Origin of the sequence: Streptomyces viridochromogenes (genome assembly GCF_001270495.1) — a bacterium.
GTDB classification, from domain to species: Bacteria; Actinomycetota; Actinomycetes; order Streptomycetales; family Streptomycetaceae; genus Streptomyces; species Streptomyces viridochromogenes_A.
In genome coordinates, this window is sequence record NZ_LGUR01000219.1 from 42,460 (window position 1) to 61,250 (window position 18,791).

An 18,791-nucleotide genomic window follows, 5' to 3' on the forward strand; every position below is an offset into this window, starting at 1 on the left:
AAAAAACTGGGTACGGTGTACGCGCAATCGGGTACGGTGTACCCAGTTAAGGAAAGGGGGACCCCATGGGTGAGGGAAACGTCGGGAACGACGGATACGGCGACGGATACGCGGTGCGGGCCGAGGGGCTGGAGAAGCGCTACGGCGAGAAGCGCGCCCTCGACGGCTTCGATCTGGCCGTCCGCGAGGGCACGGTGCACGGCCTGCTCGGTCCGAACGGCGCCGGCAAGACCACCGCCGTCCGCATCCTGTCCACGCTGATCAAGCTGGACGGCGGCCGGGCGACGGTGGCCGGACTGGACGTGGCCGGGCAGCCGCGCGAGGTGCGGGCGCGGATCGGACTCACCGGGCAGTACGCGGCCGTGGACGAGGTGCTCACCGGCCGGCAGAACCTGGAGATGTTCGGCCGGCTCTTCCACCTGGGTGGCAAGCGGGCCAAGCTGCGCGCCACCGAACTGCTGGAGCAGTTCGACCTGACCGACGCCGCCGACCGGGGCGTCGGCAAGTACAGCGGCGGTATGCGGCGCCGCCTCGACCTCGCCGCCTCGATGATCCTCGCCCCGGCCGTCCTCTTCCTCGACGAGCCGACGACGGGACTCGACCCGCGCAGTCGCGGCGAAGTCTGGGAGTCGGTGCGGGCGTTGGTGGCGAGCGGCACGACCGTACTGCTGACCACGCAGTATCTGGAGGAGGCCGACAAGCTGGCCTCGCAGATCACCGTCATCGACCAGGGGCGGGCCATCGCCGACGACACCCCGGACGGGCTGAAGAACCTCGTCGGCGGCGACCGTATCGAGGTCGTGGTCGCCGAGCGGTCCGACATCGCGCGCGCGGTGAAGGTGGTCGCCCGGGTCTCGGACGGCGAACCCGAGGCGGACGAGGAGGAGCTGCGGGTGCACGCCCCGGTCACCGACCGGGTGTCCGCGCTGACCGAGGTGGCGCGGACCCTCCAGGACGAGGGCGTCCAGGTCGAGGACATCGGGCTGCGCAGGCCGAGCCTCGACGACGTGTTCCTGCGCCTGACCGGACACCGCACCGAGTCCACCCCCTCGGCACAGAAGGAGGCCGTCGCATGACCGCCGTAGACCTGACCGTCCCGGCCACGCGCGGCCGCGTGTACTGGGCCCTCGCCGACGTCTGGAACATCGTCCGCCGGGGCATCACCCACTACCAGCGCCAACCGGTGAACATCGCCTGGCAGTTGGGCTTCCCGATCCTGTCCGTCCTCCTCTACGGCTATGTCTTCGGCAGCGCCATGAAGGTGCCCGGCGGCGGGGACTACAAGGACTTCCTGATGCCGGGCATGTTCGTGATGACGATGGCCTTCGGCTTCATCAACACCGCGACGCTCGTCGTCTACGACTCGACGAAGGGCGTCATCGACCGCTTCCGCTCCATGCCGATGGCCTCGTCCGCGGTGGTCGCCGGGCGCGGGATCACCGATCTCCTCGCCGCCTGCGCCGAGTTGGCGATCATGATGCTGACGGCCTTCGCGATGGGCTGGCGCCCGGACGGCGGTCTCGGCTTCCTCGGCGCCTTCGGGCTGCTGCTGTGGCTGCGGTTCGCGCTGATCTGGATCGGGGTGTGGCTGGGCCTGCTCGTGCCCAACCCGGAGGCCGCCGGTGGCCTGTTCGCCGTGGCCTTCCCGCTCACCATGATCTCCAGCATCTTCGTCGCGCCCCAGCTGATGCCCGACTGGCTGGGCTGGGTGGCGGCCTGGAACCCGATCTCCTCCACGGCGGCGGCCAGCCGCGAACTGTTCGGGGTGCCGGGCGCGGCGGTGGCCGGGGACTCCTGGGTCGAGCAGCACGCGCTGCTGATGGCGGGGGTGTGGCCGGTGATCCTGACGGCGGTCTTCCTGCCGCTGGCGGTGCGCCGGTTCCAGAAGCTGAGCCGGTAGTGAACGGGTGAATGCCGCGCACCTCCTTGACGTGCCCATGGTGCGTCAGTTTCCTGGGAGGTGCGCGGTGTATGGGAGCGCTCCCATCGTTCCGGGGCCGCGCCACCCCGAGAGGAACAAGGGACATGTTCCGCAGCTTGCGAAGAGCGCTGTGCGCGGTGGCCGCCGCGCTGCTGCTACCGCTGGGGGCCGGTGCGCAGGCCGCCCATGCGGCGAAGTCCGGTGCCGTACGGGACGCCGGTACCGGTGCCGGGGGCGTACAGGCCGCCGAGGCCGGCGCCGGCTACTGGCGTACCAGCGGACGGCAGATCCTGGACGCGTCCGGGCAGCCGGTCCGGATCGCCGGGATCAACTGGTTCGGCTTCGAGACCGCCAACCACGTCCCCCACGGTCTCTGGTCCCGCGACTACAAGAGCATGCTCGACCAGATGACCTCGCTCGGCTACAACACCCTCCGCCTGCCCTTCAGCGACGACATCCTCAAGTCCGGCACCCTGCCGGACAGCATCAACTTCGACGGCGGCAAGAACGCCGACCTCCGGGGCCTGACGTCCTTGCAGGTCATGGACAGGATCGTGGCGTACGCCGGTCAGATCGGCCTGAAGATCGTTCTCGACCGGCATCGTCCCGACGCGGGCGGCCAGTCGGCGCTCTGGTACACGACGGCGGTCCCCGAGTCGACGTGGATCGCCAACCTGAAGGCGCTGGCGACGCGTTACGCCGGCAACCCGACCGTCATCGGCATCGACCTGCACAACGAGCCGCACGACCCCGCCTGCTGGGGCTGCGGCGACACGACCCGTGACTGGCGCCTGGCCGCCCAGCGGGCCGGGAACGCGGTCCTGTCCGCCAACCCGGATCTCCTCGTCATGGTCGAGGGCGTCCAGTCGCACGACGGCGTCAACGGCTGGTGGGGCGGCAACCTCATGGGCGTGGCCCAGTACCCGGTCCAGCTGAACGTCCCGAACCGGCTCGTGTACTCGGCCCACGACTACGCCACCAGCGTGGCCCAGCAGCCCTGGTTCGGCGATCCGTCGTTCCCCGCCAACATGCCGGGTGTCTGGGACAAGTACTGGGGCTACATCTTCAAGCAGAACATCGCCCCGGTCTGGCTCGGCGAGTTCGGTACGACACTCCAGTCGACGGTGGACCAGAAGTGGCTGACCGCGCTGGTGACGTACCTACGGTCGACGTCGACGTACGGCGCGGACTCGTTCCACTGGACCTTCTGGTCCTGGAACCCCAACTCCGGGGACACGGGCGGCATCCTCAAGGACGACTGGTCGACCGTGGACACGGTGAAGGACGGATACCTGGCGAGCATCAAGGCGCCGGGCTTCCCGGCGGGCGGCGGGGGCGACCCCGACCCGGACCCTGGCGGCGGCATGGCCACCTGCGCTGCCGCCTACACCGTCAGCAGCGACTGGGGCGGCGGCTTCAATGCCGAGGTGAAGGTGACCAACACGGGGGCGACGCCGCTCACCTCCTGGAAGGTGACCTGGACCTGGTCCGGCTCCCAGCGGGTGACATCCATGTGGAACGCGTCCTACACGCAGAGCGGCGCGACGGTGACCGCGTCCAACGCCGGGCACAACGGGGCGGTGCCGGTGGGCGGTTCGGCGAGTTTCGGGTTCGGGGGCGCGCCTGGGGGCGGGGGTGTGCCGAGCGTGAGTTGTGCGGCGGGATGACCGGTGCGAACGGGCTCCGTGGCCTCGTCGGGACGGAGCCCGTTCGAACTACTCAAACTGGCGGCGGGCGGGGCGGGTGAGACGGGTGAGAGTGACCCCGTTGGGGAAGGCGGTGCGCTCGGCGACGTCGAAGACGGTGGGGTCGAAGGCGCCGTCGAACACCGGGATTCCGGTACCGGCGACGACCGGATAGGTCTTGATCAGCAGTTCGTCGATCTCGGGCAACAGGGCGCCCGCGAGTCGGCCGCCCCCGCAGAGCCAGATGTCCAGCCCGGTGCCCGCCTCCTCACCCTTGAGTTCGCGGACGAGGGCGAGCGGGTCGCTCGGTACGACGGTGACGGCTGGATCGGTGTCCGGCTTGAGGGTGCTGGACACCACGTACTGGCGCAGGTGGGCGTACGGGCTGCTGATCCCGTTGTCGAGGGGGAGCCGGTAGGTGCCGTGGCCCATGACGACGGTGTCGAAACGCCGGTTGGGTGCGTCGGCGACCCCGGCGGCCGCCCGGTAAGCGGTCGGGACGGTGTCCGGGTACAGCGCGTTCACCCAGGCCGAGTAGGCGGCGGCCTGCTGTTCGTCGCCCTGCGGAAAGAACCCGAACTCGCCGCCGGGACCGGCGATGCGGCCGTCGAGCGAGATGCCGATGTAGTACACGAGCTTTCGCACAGCGACCCCCACATGTAGTACTCTGTTTGTAGTGGTTTCAACGTAGTACTACATCTGGAGTGGTGTCAATGGTGAGACGCAACGACCAGCGGCGCGCGGCCCTCGTTGACGCGGCGATCGAGGTGCTGGCCCGAGAGGGCGCGCGCGGCCTGACTTTCCGGGCCGTGGATGCCGAGGCCGCCGTTCCCGCCGGCACGGCGTCCAACTACTTCGCCAACCGCGACGACCTGTTCACCCAGGTCGGCGCCCGGGTGTACGAGCGACTCCAGCCCGACGAGGCCACGATCGTCCGCCATCGGACGGCCGACCGCGACCGGGAGACCTACGCCGCGCTGATGCGCGAACTCGTCGGCCGCGTCGCCTCTTTCCGCACCGGATACCTCGCGCTGCTGGAACTCCGTCTTGAGGCCACCCGCCGCCCCGAACTGCGCAAGGTCCTCACCGAGCGGGTCCGGGCCGATGTCGACGCCAACGTCGCCTATCACGAGGCTTCCGGCCTCCCCGGCGACGCCACGGCCGTCAAACTGCTCATGCTGACGCTGAACTGGCTGATCGTCGAGCAGCTCACCCTGCCGGACGTGTTCACCGAGGCGGAGCGGGAACAGCTGGTGACGGCCGCGGTGGAGCGCATCGTGGCGGCGGAGTAGGCGACTCGGCCCTGTTCGGCGTCACGTCCTACTCATCCGGGTCCCAGGCCTGGAGCCAGCGTCCACTCGGGGCAGGTCGGCACCTGCACGTCGAGGCTGGGCGCGGAGGCGACCGCTGCGCTGAAGGCGGCCGACCGTTCGTCGATCAGCCGCAGCAGATCGGGGAACTGCAGAGTCTTTTCCACTCCGGGTGTCCATCACCGTGCTCCGGCAACCGGACAGCGATTTTCGCAGCCGACGCGGCAAGCGCGCGGCGCGGGCCACGCGCCCTCGGATTCCGACGATCAGTAAGGGCGCCCCGCGTGACTCCGCGGGGCGCCCTTCGGCGTACGTACCTCGTACGGTTACAGCTTCTCGATCACATAGTCGATGCACTTCGTCAGCGCCTCGACGTCCGCCGGGTCGATCGCCGGGAACATCGCGACGCGGAGCTGGTTGCGGCCGAGCTTGCGGTAGGGCTCGGTGTCGACGATGCCGTTGGCGCGCAGGACCTTGGCGACGGCGGCGGCGTCGATCTCGTCCGTGAAGTCGATCGTGCCGATGACCGCCGAGCGCTTGGCCGGGTCGGTGACGAACGGGCTGGCGTACTTGATGTCCTCGGCCCAGCCGTACAGCGTGCGGGCGGAGGTGGCCGTGCGGCGGACCGCCCAGTCGAGGCCGCCCTGGCCGTTGATCCACTCCAGCTGCTGGTTGAGGAGGAAGAGGGTCGAGAGGGCGGGGGTGTTGTACGTCTGGTTCTTGCGGGAGTTGTCGATCGCCGTGGGCAGCGAGAAGAACTCCGGGATGTGCCGGCCGGACGCGTGAACGCGCTCGGCGCGCTCGATCGCCGCCGGGGAGAAGACGCCGATCCACAGGCCGCCGTCGGAGGCGAAGGACTTCTGCGGGGCGAAGTAGTAGACGTCGGTCTCGGAGACGTCGACCGGGAGGCCGCCGGCGCCCGACGTGGCGTCGACCAGGACCAGCGCGCCCTCGTCGGCACCGGCCACGCGCTTGATCGGCATGGCGACGCCGGTGGAGGTCTCGTTGTGGGTGAAGGCGTAGACGTCGACGCCCGCCTCGGCCTCCGGCTGCGGGTGCGTGCCGGGGTCGCTGGCGATGACGGTGGGCTCGGCCAGCCAGGGGGCCAGCTTGGCGGCCTTCGCGAACTTCGAGCTGAACTCGCCGAAGTTCAGGTGCTGCGACTTGTTCTCGATCAGGCCGTGCGTCGCGACGTCCCAGAACGCGGTGGAGCCGCCGTTGCCGAGGATCACCTCGTAGCCGTCGGGCAGCTGGAACAGCTCGCGGATGCCCTCGCGCACCTGGCCGACCAGGTTCTTGACCGGGGCCTGTCGGTGGGAGGTGCCCATGAGGGAGGTGCCGGTCGCGGCCAGCGCGTCCAGCGCTTCCGTCCGCACCTTGGAGGGGCCCGCGCCGAAACGTCCGTCGGCGGGCTTGATGTCAGCGGGAATCTGGATCTCAGCCACGGGGCGAGCGTAGCTGTTTCGGGAAACCTCGGTGAAACCTCGTCCGTCGGGTGAGACGGCGTTTCGGTGGGCGTCGGAGCTGAGGGCTGTCGCCCCCAGACCCCTGCTTCGGCCCTGAAGGGGCCTCGTCCTCACGGGCCGGACGGGCTGGAATGCCGGGCATCGGCTGGTTTGCTGGAGGCATGAGGGATCTAGAAGCTGCGCTGCGTGCCGTCGTCCGGGGCGAGGTCGGGTTCGATGTCACCTCCCGGGCGTTGGTCACCATGGACGCTTCCAACTACCGGCGAGTCCCCCTGGGTGTGGTCGCACCACATGACGCCGAGGACGTCGCCGCCGTGCTGGAGGTGTGCCGCGACCACATGGTGCCGGTCGTGGCACGTGGCGGAGGCACCTCCATCGCGGGACAGGCCACCGGCACCGGGGTCGTCCTGGACTTCACCCGCCACATGAACCGGATCGTGTCCCTGGACCCGGAGACCCGTACCGCCGTCGTCGAGCCCGGTGTCGTCCTCGACCGTCTCCAGGGCGCCGCCGCCCCGCACGGGCTGCGCTTCGGCCCCGACCCCTCCACCCACAGCCGCTGCACGCTCGGCGGAATGATCGGCAACAACTCGTGCGGCTCGCACTCGGTGGCGTGGGGGACGACCGCGGACAGTGTGCGGGAGCTGGACGTCCTCACGGCGCGTGGGGCGCGGCTGCGGCTCGGGCAGGGGTGGGCCGGTGCGCCGGAGGGACTGCGGGAGCTGGTGGAAGGGCACCTGGCCCGGCTGCGGACCGGCTTCCCCGAACTGCCCCGCCGCATCTCCGGGTACGCGCTCGACGCCCTGCTGACCGAGAAGGGCGCCGATGTCGCCCGCTCCTTCTGCGGGAGCGAGGGCACCCTCGGGATCCTCACCGAGGCGGTCGTACGGCTGGTTGAGGCGCCACGCGCGCGTGCGCTCGCCGTGCTGGCGTACGCGGACGAGAGCGCGGCGGCGGAGGCGGCCGCGGGGCTGCTGCCGTACGGGCCGCTGACGGTGGAGGGCATGGCGGCCGACCTGGTGCCCTCGCCGAACTCGCTTCCGGCGGGCGGCGCCTGGCTGTTCGTCGAGACGGGCGGGGAGTCGCAGGGGGAGGCACGCGCGCGTGCGGAGGCGATCGTGCGGGCCGCCGATGTCGTCGGCGCCCTGGTCGTCACCGATCCGGCCGGGCAGCGGGCCCTGTGGCGCATCAGGGAGGACGCGAGCGGTACGGCGACCCGGATGCCCGACGGGAGTGAGGCCTGGCCCGGTTGGGAGGACTGCGCGGTGCCGCCGCCGCGGCTCGGCGCCTACCTGCGGGACTTCCGGGCGCTGCTGACCGCCCACGGGCTGCGCGGCACGCCGTACGGACACTTCGGGGACGGCTGCATCCACGTCCGTATCGACTTCGACCTGCTGACGGAGGCGGGCATCGGCCGCTTCCGGCGCTTCTCGGAGGAGCTCGCCGAGGTCGTCGTGGCGCACGGAGGCTCGCTGTCCGGGGAGCACGGGGACGGGCAGGCACGGGCCGAGCTGCTGCCGAGGATGTACGGGGAGGAGATGGTCGGTCTCTTCGAGCGGGCGAAGGGGGTGTGGGACCCCGACGATCTGCTCAACCCGGGGATGCTGGTGCGCCCGGCGCCCCTCGACTCGAACCTCCGCTTCTCCGTCCTGCCCCGCGAGCCGGTCGACGTCGCCTTCGGCTACCAGGCCGACGGCGGGGACTTCGCGGCGGCCGTACGGCGCTGCGTCGGGGTCGCCAAGTGCCGTACGACGTCGGCGACCGGCCCCGCCGTGATGTGCCCGTCCTTCCGGGCCACCGGAGACGAGGAGCACTCCACGCGCGGGCGTGCCCGGCTGCTGCACGAGATGCTCGCCGGGGAACTGGTGACCGACGGGTGGCGGTCGACGGAGGTACGGGACGCGCTGGACCTGTGCCTGGCGTGCAAGGGGTGCCGGTCCGACTGTCCGGTCGAGGTCGACATGGCCACGTACAAGGCGGAGTTCCTGCACCACCACTACGAAGGCCGACGGCGGCCGGCCGCGCACCACAGCATGGGGCGGCTGCCGGAGTGGCTGCGCCTGGTGGCACGCACGCGTACCGCGTCCTTGGCCAACGCCCTGGCCGCCGTACCGCCGTTGGCGTGGGCGGCGAAGCGGCTCGGCGGGATCGCGCCGGAGCGGGATATTCCGCGGCTGGCGACGCGGACGTTCAGCCGGTGGTGGGAGCGGCGCGAGAAGCCTCCCGCCGGCCCGCGCGGCGACCTGGTCATCCTGTGGCCGGACACCTTCACCGAGCACCTCTCGCCGTCCGTGGGGCAGGCGGCCGTACGCGTGCTGGAGGCGGCCGGGCTGCGGGTGGCGCTGCCGCCGACGGTGCGCATGAAGACGCCGTCGGGGGACGAGGGAGCGGGAGCGAAGGGGGGAGCGGGCGAGGGTGTGGTGGTGGCGATGGACCCGGTCTCGCTGCTGCGGGGCCGGGAGCGGGTCTGCTGTGGCCTGACGTACGTCTCCACGGGGCAGCTCGACCGCGCCCGCGCGGTGCTGCGGCGCACGCTCGACCTCATGGAGCCGGTGCTGGAGACGGCCGCCCCGGTCGTGGTCCTGGAGCCGAGCTGCGCGGCCGCCCTGCGCTCGGACCTTCCGGAACTGCTGCACGACGATCCGCGCGCCCGCCGCCTGGCCGACCGTGTCCTGACCTTCGCGGAGACGCTGGAACGGCTCGCTCCGGACTGGACCCCGCCCCGCGTGGACCGGCCGGCCGTCGGGCAGACCCACTGCCATCAGCACGCGGTCCTGGGCGACAAGGCCGACCGCCGGCTGCGCGAGGCCGCGGGGCTGAACGGGGAGCTGAGCGGGGGCTGCTGCGGTCTCGCGGGCAACTTCGGGTTCGAGAAGGGGCACTTCGAGGTGTCGGTGGCGTGTGCGGAGGAGCGGCTGCTGCCGGGGGTGCGGGCGGCGGGCGAGGGGGCCGTGGTGCTGGCCGACGGGTTCTCCTGCCGGACGCAGCTGGAGCAGCTGGCGGGGGTGCGGGGACGGCATCTGGCGGAGGTGCTGGCGGACGGGCTGGCCCAGGGACTGGCGGACGGGCTGGAGGGTCACCGGTCGGGGGAGGCGTGACGGTGACGGTGGCGATGTGGTGGGTGAGCGGTGAAGGGTACTGTCCCGGTGCGCCGCGCGATCGACACCCGGGCGGACTTCACGGCCACCGGAGTGAGGCTCCACGACCAGTACTTCCCGGTCCGCTGCGCCCAGGGGGCGGCTTCGTAGGCTGGCCCGATCCGGCCCGACCCAACCCGGCCCGACCAGCCATCCGCAAGGAGCCCCGTCCGTGACCCGACCGCCTCTGCGCATCCAGCCCCTCACCCGCGACCAGCACCTCGCCTTCGTCGCGGCCCGCCCCTCCGCCAGCCACACACAGCTCCCCTCCTGGGGCGAGGTGAAGCCGGACTGGACGGCGGAGAGCCTGGGGTGGTTCGACGAGGAGGGGCGGCCGGTGGGGGCGGGGCTCGTGCTCTACCGCCCGCTGCCGAAGCTGAAGAAGTACCTGGCGTATCTGCCGGAGGGGCCGCTGATCGACTGGCACGCGCCCGACCTCGCCGAGCGGTGGCTCGCACCGATGCTCGCGTACCTCAAGGGCAGGGGTGCCTTCTCGGTCAAGATGGGCCCGCCCGTCGTCGTACGCCGCTGGAACAGCGACGCGGCGAAGGCCGCCATCGCCGACCCGGCCGCCCGTCGGCTGCGCGACGCGGAGCCGACGTCCTGCGATCAGCGCGCCCTCGACATCGCCGAACGGCTGCGGCGGGGCGGCTGGCGGCAGGCCGAGCCGGGGAGCGAGGAGGGCTTCGCCGCCGGGCAGCCGCGCTACGTCTGTCAGGTGCCGTTCGCCGGGCGGTCGCTGGACGACATCCACCGCGGCCTCAACCAGCAGTGGCGGCGCAACATCAAGAAGGCCGAGAAGGCCGGCGTGAAGGTCGTGCGGGGCGGCCACGAGGACCTGCCCGCCTTCTACGACCTCTACGCCGAGACGGCCGAGCGTGACCGTTTCATCCCGCGCCCGCTGCCCTACTTCCAGCGCATGTGGAGCGCGCTCACCGCCGAACACCCCGACCGTATGCGGCTCTACCTCGCCCAGCACGACGGCGACACCCTCGCCGCCGCCACCATGATCACCGTCGGCGACCATGTCTGGTACTCCTACGGCGCCTCCACCAGCCGCAAGCGGGAGGTCCAGCCCAACAACGCCATGCAGTGGCGCATGATGACCGACGCCCACGAACTCGGCGCCGCCGTCTACGACTTCCGCGGCATCACCGACACGCTGGAGGAGTCCAACCACCTGCTCGGCCTGCTGCGGTTCAAGGTGGGGGCGGGCGGTGAGGCCGTCGAGTACCTGGGGGAGTGGGACTTCCCGCTCAACCGGCTGCTGCACAAGGCGCTGGATCTGTACATGGCGCGGCGGTAGGTCGGTCGGGCCCGCAGCGACTCGGTGGTCGGGGGGCGGGGGTGGACCGGGGCGGCTGGGCCGGCTCGTCCGGGCCGGCCCGTCCACACCCTGGAACAGTGGCGTAATGGGTTCACACGCCTGACGTAGGTCCACTAGCATGGACCCTGCAGTACAGCGCGATGAACACATGGAACCCGCCCTGCCCCACCCCGAGTCGAGCCCTGGAACGCCCGTGAGCACCCCCGATGCCGCCGCCACGCCCGCACCGACCCGCACCCGGGCCGTCCCCGAGCCGGGTGCCGGTGCTCCGCGCCGCTGGGGCTCCCTCGGTCCCGTGGGCCTCGTGCTCGCCGGAGGGATCTCCGTGCAGTTCGGCGGCGCCCTGGCGGTGAGCCTGATGCCGCGGGCGGGCGCGCTCGGTGTGGTGGCGCTGCGGCTGGTCGTGGCGGCGGTCGTCCTGCTCCTGATCTGCCGCCCCCGGCTGCGCGGTCACTCCCGTACCGACTGGGGCACGGTGATCGTCTTCGGCGTCACCATGGCCGCGATGAACGGCCTCTTCTACCAGTCGGTCGCCCGCATCCCGCTGGGCCCCGCGGTCACGCTCGAGGTGCTGGGCCCGCTCGCCCTCTCCGTCCTGTCGTCCCGCCGCGCCGTCAACGTCATCTGGGCCGGACTCGCCCTCGCCGGTGTCTTCCTCCTCGGCGGCGGAGGCTTCGAGAATCTCGACCCCATAGGTGTCGCCTTTGCCCTGGGTGCCGGCGCCATGTGGGCGGCCTACATAATCTTCAGCGCCCGCACGGGCCGACGCTTCCCCCAGGCCGACGGGCTGGCGCTCGCCATGGCGGTGGGCGCCGTACTGTTCCTCCCCCTGGGAATCGCCGAAGCGGGCACGAAGCTCCTCGACCCGGTGACGCTCGGACTGGGCGCGGCCGTGGCCGTCCTCTCCTCGGTCCTCCCCTACACCCTCGAACTCCTCGCCCTGCGCCGCCTGCCCGCGGCGACCTTCGCCATCCTGATGAGCCTCGAACCGGCCGTCGCCGCGACCGCCGGCTTCCTCATCCTCGACCAGGCCCTCTCCGCCCTCCAGGCCCTGGCGATCGCCCTGGTCATCGCGGCGAGCATGGGGGCGGTGCGGACGCAGGTCGGGCGGGGGAAGCCGACCGGAGCGCACGCCTGACCGCGCTCCCAGCTCGTACTTTCAACGCATTGTCAGTGATTGCCCATGGCCTCACGCTGATCTGCCATGGACAACGGAACTCAGGCTCCCCGAGCGGCGCGATCGGCACGAGCGGCGCGATTGGCACGGCCGGCTGAACCGGCCGAACCGGCCGAACCACCGGAACTGGTCGAGCTGGTCATTCCCGGGACCGGAGTGGTGGACCGGGAGGAAGCCCTCCGGTCGCCGGACGTACGGCTGGTGAGCGGGGACGGGAGCGCGGGCTGGTACCGGGCCTCGGAGGCGGACGGCGCACAGGAACCGCACGTCCTGCGGGAGGTGTACGACTGGCCCCGGCTGATGATCGGCGGGGCGGGCCGGGCCGTCTGGCTCTTCCTGTTGCCCTTTCTCGTGATCAACCTGGTGACGTGGATGCAGCCCCGATTAGCGAGAGGCCGCTCCTGGGCAGGGTCCCTGTACAGCTTCGGGGCCCGGCTGCTCGGCCTGTCGCTGACCGTGATGCTGGTGGGCGTGTTCGGGCAGACGGCCATGGACCAGGTCGTCTGGCAGTGCGGAGCCGAGTCCTCCGGGTGCGCTGTGGAGAACGCGCTGGTGAGCACCGCACGGAGGATGGACCCCGGTGTGGGGCTGGTGCTGGCGGCCTTCGTTCCTCTGGTCGTCGGAACCCTGATGGCGTTCAGCGCACGGGACGCCAAACGCGAGTACCGGCCGGTGCTGAGGACGGCACAGCGCACGAGCTACGAACGGGACGAGGAGAGGGACAGGCAGGCCGAGGAGAACCCGCACCGGTTCCGCGGCAGCCCGCGGCGGCCCCTGGAGGTCCGCGGCTTCTGGGAGCACAACACCCGGGCAGAGGGCCTGACCACCCGGCACCTGTGTGCGGGACTGCTCACCGTGGCCATGCTGCTGGTGGTTCCTCCACTCCAGTACGACCTGCGCGAGGGCGACGCGACCGCGGCCATGACGGTGTTCGTGCTGACCCTCCTGATGGCTGTCCTCGTGGTGATCGACGGGCCGTACTTCCGGGTCAGGGGGTCCGAGGAGAGGCCGCGGCGCAGGCGCCGGTGGCCGCTGCGGCACGCGCGGGCCGCCGTCGGTGCCTGCGTGGTGGTGACGGCCCTCGCCATGCTGTGCTGCGCGGTACCGGAGCGGGACTGGGATGTCGAGCGGCTGCGTTCGGGCATGTTGCCCGGGATGGGCGCGGAGGCCAACTACGTCGTCATCGCCCAGGGCGTCGGGATCGGACTCATGGTCCTCGGCTGCCTCGCCATGATCGCCGCCAGGGACGGGACGGCGTCACGGACGACCTTGTACGGGCTGCTGGGGCCCGTGGTCGGGGTACTGGCCTGCTTCATCGGGTGGCTCTATACGGCGGCGTTCTCCGTGTGGGCCCAGGGCTGGCTCACCCCGGACGGTGATCCGTACGCGGCCGCCATCCCGCGCGCGGTCCAGGTGATCGCCGGTGCCTTCCCGGTGGTCGTGCTGGTCGGCGCGGTGGTGGGCGGGGTCGCCGCCGCGGTGACGGCCGTACGCCGACCCTGGACGAAGGGGACCGCTTCCGCCCCTGGAGCCGCCGGAGCCGGCCAGGATCCGGACACCGGCCGCCACACGGAGCACGATCCCGACGACGCGGACGACAACCGCCGACAGCGGCGGACGCTCCAGTTCGCGGAGTACGCGGGCACCCGGGGCCTGAACTGGTACGACCGGGGCCTGGCCACCCTGGCGGTCCTCGTCGTGCTGCTGACCTGCGCGATGTACGGGGCGTACTGGGTGGGCGACGGCTCCCTGCTGCTCGGCGTCCGCGAGAGGACGGTCGGCGCGCTGAAGCAGCTGACGACCCTCGGGGCGGTCATCCTGGCGGGTCTGCTCGTCGTGGCCGTGTTCGCGGTACGGGCCATCGTGCTGAGGCCGGAGATGCGCAGGAACGCGGGGCTCGCCTGGTCGTTCGGGGCGTTCTGGCCGCGTGCGGCGCACCCGTTCACCCCGGCGGCCTGGGCTGTGCGCACGGTTCCCGAACTGGTGCACCGTATCGAGTACCTGCTGGGCGAGAACGACCGCAGGCGCATGCTGATCCAGGCGCACTCCATGGGATCCGTGATCGCCGTGGCGGCCCTGTGGCAGGTACGGCCCGAACTGCGCTGGCGCATCGCCCTGCTGACCACCGGCAGCCCCGTCGGCGCGGTGTTCCGCCGCCACTACCCGGGCTACGCCCCCGCAGCGTCGATCCAAACCCTGGCCCAGGGCCGGCCCGACCTCTGCCCCCTGCACGCTTGGATCAACGTCCACCGCACCACCGACCTGCTGTCGGGACCCGTCTTCGAGGGGATGCCGGAGGGCAGTGGCTCGAAGGACGAGGCATGGCAGGACGGTGTGAACCCGATGGCGGTGCCCACCCCGACCGGACCGCAACGCACCCCCGCCCAGCCGGTCTTCTGGCCGCTGGAGCGCCACAACGGCTACCGCCGCGCCCCTCGGTTCCAGGAGATCCGGACCGACCTGCTCACCGCACTGCGGCAGGCACAGCCCCCGCCCCCGCCTCCGGCATCGGGCCTTCCGGCTTCCCGTCGGCCGGGGGAGGCGACCGGGCCCGAAGCGGCGACGCGGACCTGATTAATGCAAGCATGCTTGCTTGTTTCTGCTCCCGCTGCCATGCTCCTCACCACGCCGCACCACCCCGCAAACCGCCGTGCCCCGAGGGGAGCGCACCGTGTCCGATCCGACGTCCGTGTTCGACGATCTGCGCGAGGAGAGCGAGGAACTCGACCGATTGATAGCCGAGTTGAGCGCCGATCAGTGGGCGCTCGCCACTCCGGCACCCGGTTGGAGCGTCGCCCACCAGATCGCACACCTCGCCTGGACGGACCACTCGGCGCTGCTGTCGGTGACCGACGTGGAGGCGTTCCACACACTGGTCGAGAAGGCGCTGGTGACGCCGGGGTCGTTCGTCGACGAAGGGGCGGAGGAAGGGGCCGCTCTCCCGCCCGCCGAGCTGCTGGCGCGGTGGCGGGAAGGGCGGGCCGCTCTCGACACGGCGTTGCGTGACGCGCCGCAGAGAGGCCGCTTCCCCTGGTACGGCCCGCCCATGTCCGCCGCCTCCATGGCCACGGCCCGACTTATGGAGACCTGGGCCCACGGTCTGGACGTCGCCGACGCACTGGGTGTGGTGCGCACACCCACCGACCGGCTGAGGCATGTGGTGTGGATCGGGGTGCGGACCCGCGACTTCGCCTTCGGGGTACACGGGCTCCCGGCGCCGCTCGACGACTTCCGCGTCGAACTCGTCTCGCCCTCCGGTGAGGTGTGGGCATACGGCCCCGAGGACGCCCCGCAGCGTGTCACCGGCCCGGCCCTCGACTTCTGCCTCCTGGTCACCCAGCGCGCCCACCGCTCCGACCTCGCCCTGCACGCCGAAGGCGCTGACGCCGACCGCTGGTTCGACATCGCCCAGGTCTTCGCCGGTCCGCCGGGCGAGGGCCGCGGGCCGAAGGGGGCCGCGCGGTGACCTCCGCGCCCCGTGCGCTGCGGATCGGCAACGCTTCCGGCTTCTACGGCGACCGCTTCGACGCCATGCGCGAGATGCTCACCGGCGGCGAACTGGACGTCCTCACCGGCGACTACCTCGCCGAACTGACCATGCTGATCCTCGGCCGCGACCGGCTTAAGGACCCCGGCGCCGGATACGCCCGCACCTTCCTGCGGCAACTGGAGGACTGCCTCGGGCTGGCGCAGGAGCGGGGTGTCAGGATCGTCGCCAACGCGGGCGGGCTCAATCCGGCCGGACTGGCGGACGCCGTACGGCAGTTGGCGGATCGTCTCGGCATCCCCGTCAGGGTCGCCCACGTCGAGGGCGACGACCTCACCGCCGCCCACCCCGGCAGCCTCGCCGCGCACGCCTACCTCGGCGGCTTCGGGATCGCGGCCTGCCTGCGCGAGGGCGCCGACGTGGTGGTGACCGGGCGGGTGACCGACGCGGCCCTGGTGACCGGGCCCGCCGTCGCGTACTTCGGGTGGGGGCAGGAGGAGTACGACCGGCTCGCGGGCGCCGTCGTCGCCGGACATGTGCTGGAGTGCGGGGCGCAGGCGACCGGCGGCAACTACGCGTTCTTCCACGACGGGGCCCATGACCTCGGGAAACTCCGTCGCCCCGGCTTCCCCCTCGCCGAGCTCCACGACGACGGCACCTGCGTCATCACCAAGCACCCCGGCACCGGCGGCTTCGTCGACGTCGGCACGGTGACCGCCCAGCTGCTGTACGAGACGGCGGGCGCCCGGTACGCGGGACCGGACGTCACCGCCCGTCTGGACACCGTACGGCTCACCCAGGACGGCCCAGACCGGGTACGGATCGACGGCGTACGGGGCGAGGCCCCGCCTCCGGCCCTCAAGGTCGGCGTCAACCGCCTCGGCGGCTTCCGCAACGAGGTCACCTTCGTGCTCACCGGCCTCGACATCGAGGCCAAGGCCGCGCTCGTGCGCGAGCAGATGACCGACGCGCTCGCCAAGTCGCCGCCCGCCGAGATCCGCTGGGACCTCGTCCGCACCGACCGGCCCGACGCTCCGGCCGAGGAGACGGCGAGCGCACTGCTGCGGCTCGTCGTGCGCGACCGGGATCAGCAGGCCGTCGGACGGGCCCTGAGCGGGGCCGCGATCGAGCTGGCACTCGCCAGTTACCCCGGCTTCCATGTGCTCGCGCCACCCGGAAAGGGCTCGCCCTATGGGGTCTTCAAGGATGTGTACGTCCCCCATGGTGTCGTCGACCATGTGGCCGTCCTCTATGACGGACGCCGGGTTCCTGTGACGCCGGCCCACGACACCGCCGTACTCGACGACGTGCCCGCACCACCCCTGCCCCAGCCCCTGCCATCCGGCCCGACCAGGCGCGCCCCCCTCGGTCTCGTCGCGGGTGCCCGCAGCGGGGACAAGGGCGGGAACGCCAACGTCGGTGTCTGGGTGCGGACGGACGACGCCTGGCGCTGGCTCGCGCATGAGCTGACCGTCGAGCGATTCCAGCAGCTGATCCCCGAAAGCGGTCCGCTGAAGGTCACCCGGCACGCACTCCCCGACCTCCGCGCCCTCAACTTCGTCGTCGAAGGAATCCTCGGCGAGGGCGTCGCCGCCCAGCACCGCTTCGACCCGCAGGCCAAGGCCCTCGGCGAATGGCTGCGCAGCCGCCACCTCGACATCCCGGAGATCCTCCTGTGACCGTCCTCGCCTCTTCCCTGGACCCGAAGAGCCCCGAACAAACGGCCAACCGCGAGGCCATGCTCGCCAAGCTCGCCGAACTCGACACCGAACACGCCAAGGCCCTGGCCGGCGGCGGCCCCAAGTACGTGGAACGCCACCGCAAGCGCGGCAAGCTCCTCGCCCGGGAGCGCGTCGAGCTGCTCCTCGACCCGGACACGCCGTTCCTCGAGCTGTCGCCGCTGGCCGCCTGGGGCAGCGACCACACGGTCGGCGCGTCACTCGTCACCGGCATCGGGGTCGTGGCGGGCGTGGAGTGCCTGATCACCGCCAACGACCCGACCGTGCGCGGCGGAGCGAGCAACCCCTGGTCACTGAGGAAGGCCCTGCGCGCCAACGACATCGCCCTCGCCAACCGCCTGCCCGTCGTCAACCTCGTGGAGTCGGGCGGCGCCGACCTGCCGTCCCAGAAGGAGATCTTCATCCCCGGGGGCGCGATCTTCCGCGACCTGACACGGCTGTCGGCGGCCGGGATCCCCACCGTCGCGGTCGTCTTCGGCAACTCGACGGCAGGCGGAGCGTACGTCCCCGGCATGTCCGACCACGTGATCATGGTCAAGGAGCGCGCCAAGGTGTTCCTCGGCGGCCCGCCCCTGGTGAAGATGGCGACCGGCGAGGAGAGCGACGACGAGTCGCTGGGCGGGGCGGAGATGCACGCGCGCGTGTCGGGTCTCGCCGACTACTTCGCGGTCGACGAACCGGACGCCCTGCGCCAGGCACGCCGCGTGGTCGCCCGCCTCAACCACCGCAAGGCGTACGGCGATCCGGGCCCGGCGGCCCCGCCCAAGTACGACGAGGACGAACTCCTGGGCATCGTCCCCGGCGATCTGCGCACCCCCTTCGACCCGCGCGAGGTCATCGCCCGCATCGTCGACGCCTCCGACTTCGACGAGTTCAAGCCGATGTACGGCACGAGCCTGACCACCGGCTGGGCAGCCCTGCACGGCTATCCGATCGGCGTGCTGGCGAACGCCCAAGGGGTCCTGTTCAGCGAGGAGTCCCAGAAGGCGGCCCAGTTCATCCAACTGGCCAACCAGCGGGACATCCCCCTCCTCTTCCTGCACAACACCACCGGCTACATGGTCGGCAGCCAGTACGAGCAGGGCGGCATCATCAAACACGGCGCGATGATGATCAACGCGGTCAGCAACAGCCGCGTGCCCCATCTCTCCGTCCTCATGGGCGCGTCCTACGGTGCCGGCCACTACGGCATGTGCGGCCGCGCCTACGACCCCCGGTTCCTCTTCGCCTGGCCCAGCGCCAAGTCGGCCGTCATGGGCCCCCAGCAGCTCGCCGGGGTGCTCTCGATCGTCGCCCGGCAGTCGGCGGCCGCGAAGGGGCAGCCGTACGACGAGGAGGGCGACGCGGCGCTGCGGGCGATGGTGGAGCAGCAGATCGAGTCCGAGTCCCTGCCGATGTTCCTGTCCGGGCGGCTGTACGACGACGGCGTCATCGACCCGCGCGACACCCGCACGGTCCTCGGCATGTGTCTGTCCGCCATCCACACCGCGCCCTACGAGGGCGCGCGCGGTGGCTTCGGCGTCTTCCGGATGTGAGGGATCA

At 71.5% G+C, this 18,791-nt stretch carries 14 protein-coding genes; 11 read left to right on the forward strand and 3 right to left on the reverse strand.

Annotated elements, in window-relative coordinates; all coding sequences use genetic code 11:
- Positions 1-65 precede the first annotated feature (65 nt).
- The 3 genes from ADK36_RS29950 (at position 66) to ADK36_RS29960 (ending at position 3,588) form a co-directional block, all read left to right on the forward strand.
- Complete coding sequence (locus tag ADK36_RS29950; protein WP_048581235.1) at positions 66-1,076, forward strand: ATP-binding cassette domain-containing protein; 1,011 nt, start codon at positions 66-68, stop codon at positions 1,074-1,076.
- Positions 1,073-1,900, forward strand: coding sequence for an ABC transporter permease (locus ADK36_RS29955; protein ID WP_048581236.1), 828 nt, complete (start codon positions 1,073-1,075; stop codon positions 1,898-1,900). The genes ADK36_RS29950 and ADK36_RS29955 overlap by 4 nt, the downstream gene beginning before the upstream one ends.
- Positions 1,901-2,025: 125 nt before the next feature.
- Positions 2,026-3,588, forward strand: coding sequence for a cellulase family glycosylhydrolase (locus tag ADK36_RS29960; RefSeq protein WP_048581237.1), 1,563 nt, complete (start codon positions 2,026-2,028; stop codon positions 3,586-3,588).
- Between the two features lie 48 nt (positions 3,589-3,636).
- Here ADK36_RS29960 and ADK36_RS29965 read toward each other — a convergent pair whose 3' ends face one another.
- Positions 3,637-4,251 (reverse strand): dihydrofolate reductase family protein, encoded by a 615-nt coding sequence (locus ADK36_RS29965; protein WP_048581238.1) that lies wholly within the window; start codon positions 4,249-4,251, stop codon positions 3,637-3,639.
- Between the two features lie 68 nt (positions 4,252-4,319).
- On the opposite strand from ADK36_RS29965, the gene ADK36_RS29970 reads away from it, so the two are divergent.
- Positions 4,320-4,898: a TetR/AcrR family transcriptional regulator gene (locus tag ADK36_RS29970; protein WP_048581239.1), complete on the forward strand. Its 579-nt coding sequence runs from the start codon at positions 4,320-4,322 to the stop codon at positions 4,896-4,898.
- Between the two features lie 32 nt (positions 4,899-4,930).
- Here the strand turns inward: ADK36_RS29970 and ADK36_RS49100 are convergent, their stop codons facing one another.
- Together ADK36_RS49100 and serC are read right to left on the reverse strand one after the other, a co-directional pair.
- The gene (locus ADK36_RS49100) at positions 4,931-5,083 is read right to left on the reverse strand and encodes a hypothetical protein (protein ID WP_159029134.1); all 153 of its coding nucleotides are present in this window, start codon (positions 5,081-5,083) and stop codon (positions 4,931-4,933) included.
- Between the two features lie 159 nt (positions 5,084-5,242).
- Positions 5,243-6,361 (reverse strand): phosphoserine transaminase, encoded by a 1,119-nt coding sequence (serC, locus tag ADK36_RS29975; RefSeq protein ID WP_048581240.1) that lies wholly within the window; start codon positions 6,359-6,361, stop codon positions 5,243-5,245.
- Positions 6,362-6,543: 182 nt separating this feature from the next.
- Here serC and ADK36_RS29980 point away from each other — a divergent pair, with 182 nt between their 5' ends.
- The 7 genes from ADK36_RS29980 to ADK36_RS30010 all read left to right on the forward strand — a co-directional run bounded on the left by ADK36_RS29980 (position 6,544) and on the right by ADK36_RS30010 (position 18,784).
- The gene (locus ADK36_RS29980; RefSeq protein WP_048581241.1) at positions 6,544-9,480 is read left to right on the forward strand and encodes an FAD-binding and (Fe-S)-binding domain-containing protein; all 2,937 of its coding nucleotides are present in this window, start codon (positions 6,544-6,546) and stop codon (positions 9,478-9,480) included.
- A 211-nt stretch (positions 9,481-9,691) separates the two neighbouring features.
- Positions 9,692-10,825: a lipid II:glycine glycyltransferase FemX gene (locus ADK36_RS29985; RefSeq protein WP_276525473.1), complete on the forward strand. Its 1,134-nt coding sequence runs from the start codon at positions 9,692-9,694 to the stop codon at positions 10,823-10,825.
- Positions 10,826-11,039: 214 nt separating this feature from the next.
- Positions 11,040-11,984, forward strand: a complete 945-nt coding sequence (locus ADK36_RS29990) for an EamA family transporter (protein WP_048581242.1) — start codon at positions 11,040-11,042, stop codon at positions 11,982-11,984.
- Between the two features lie 120 nt (positions 11,985-12,104).
- Positions 12,105-14,597, forward strand: coding sequence for a hypothetical protein (locus ADK36_RS29995; RefSeq protein WP_048581243.1), 2,493 nt, complete (start codon positions 12,105-12,107; stop codon positions 14,595-14,597).
- A gap of 97 nt (positions 14,598-14,694) precedes the next feature.
- Positions 14,695-15,489 carry a TIGR03084 family metal-binding protein gene (locus ADK36_RS30000; RefSeq protein ID WP_048581244.1) on the forward strand — a complete coding sequence of 265 codons (795 nt, stop codon included), beginning with the start codon at positions 14,695-14,697 and terminating at the stop codon, positions 15,487-15,489.
- Entirely contained in the window at positions 15,486-17,189 is a 1,704-nt protein-coding gene (locus ADK36_RS30005; protein ID WP_048581245.1) for an acyclic terpene utilization AtuA family protein, read from the forward strand. The genes ADK36_RS30000 and ADK36_RS30005 overlap by 4 nt, the downstream gene beginning before the upstream one ends.
- A complete protein-coding gene (locus ADK36_RS30010; RefSeq protein ID WP_048581246.1) occupies positions 17,186-18,784 on the forward strand; it encodes an acyl-CoA carboxylase subunit beta in 1,599 nt (532 codons plus the stop codon). Before ADK36_RS30005 ends, ADK36_RS30010 begins: the two co-directional genes overlap by 4 nt.
- The last annotated feature ends 7 nt before the right edge of the window (positions 18,785-18,791 follow it).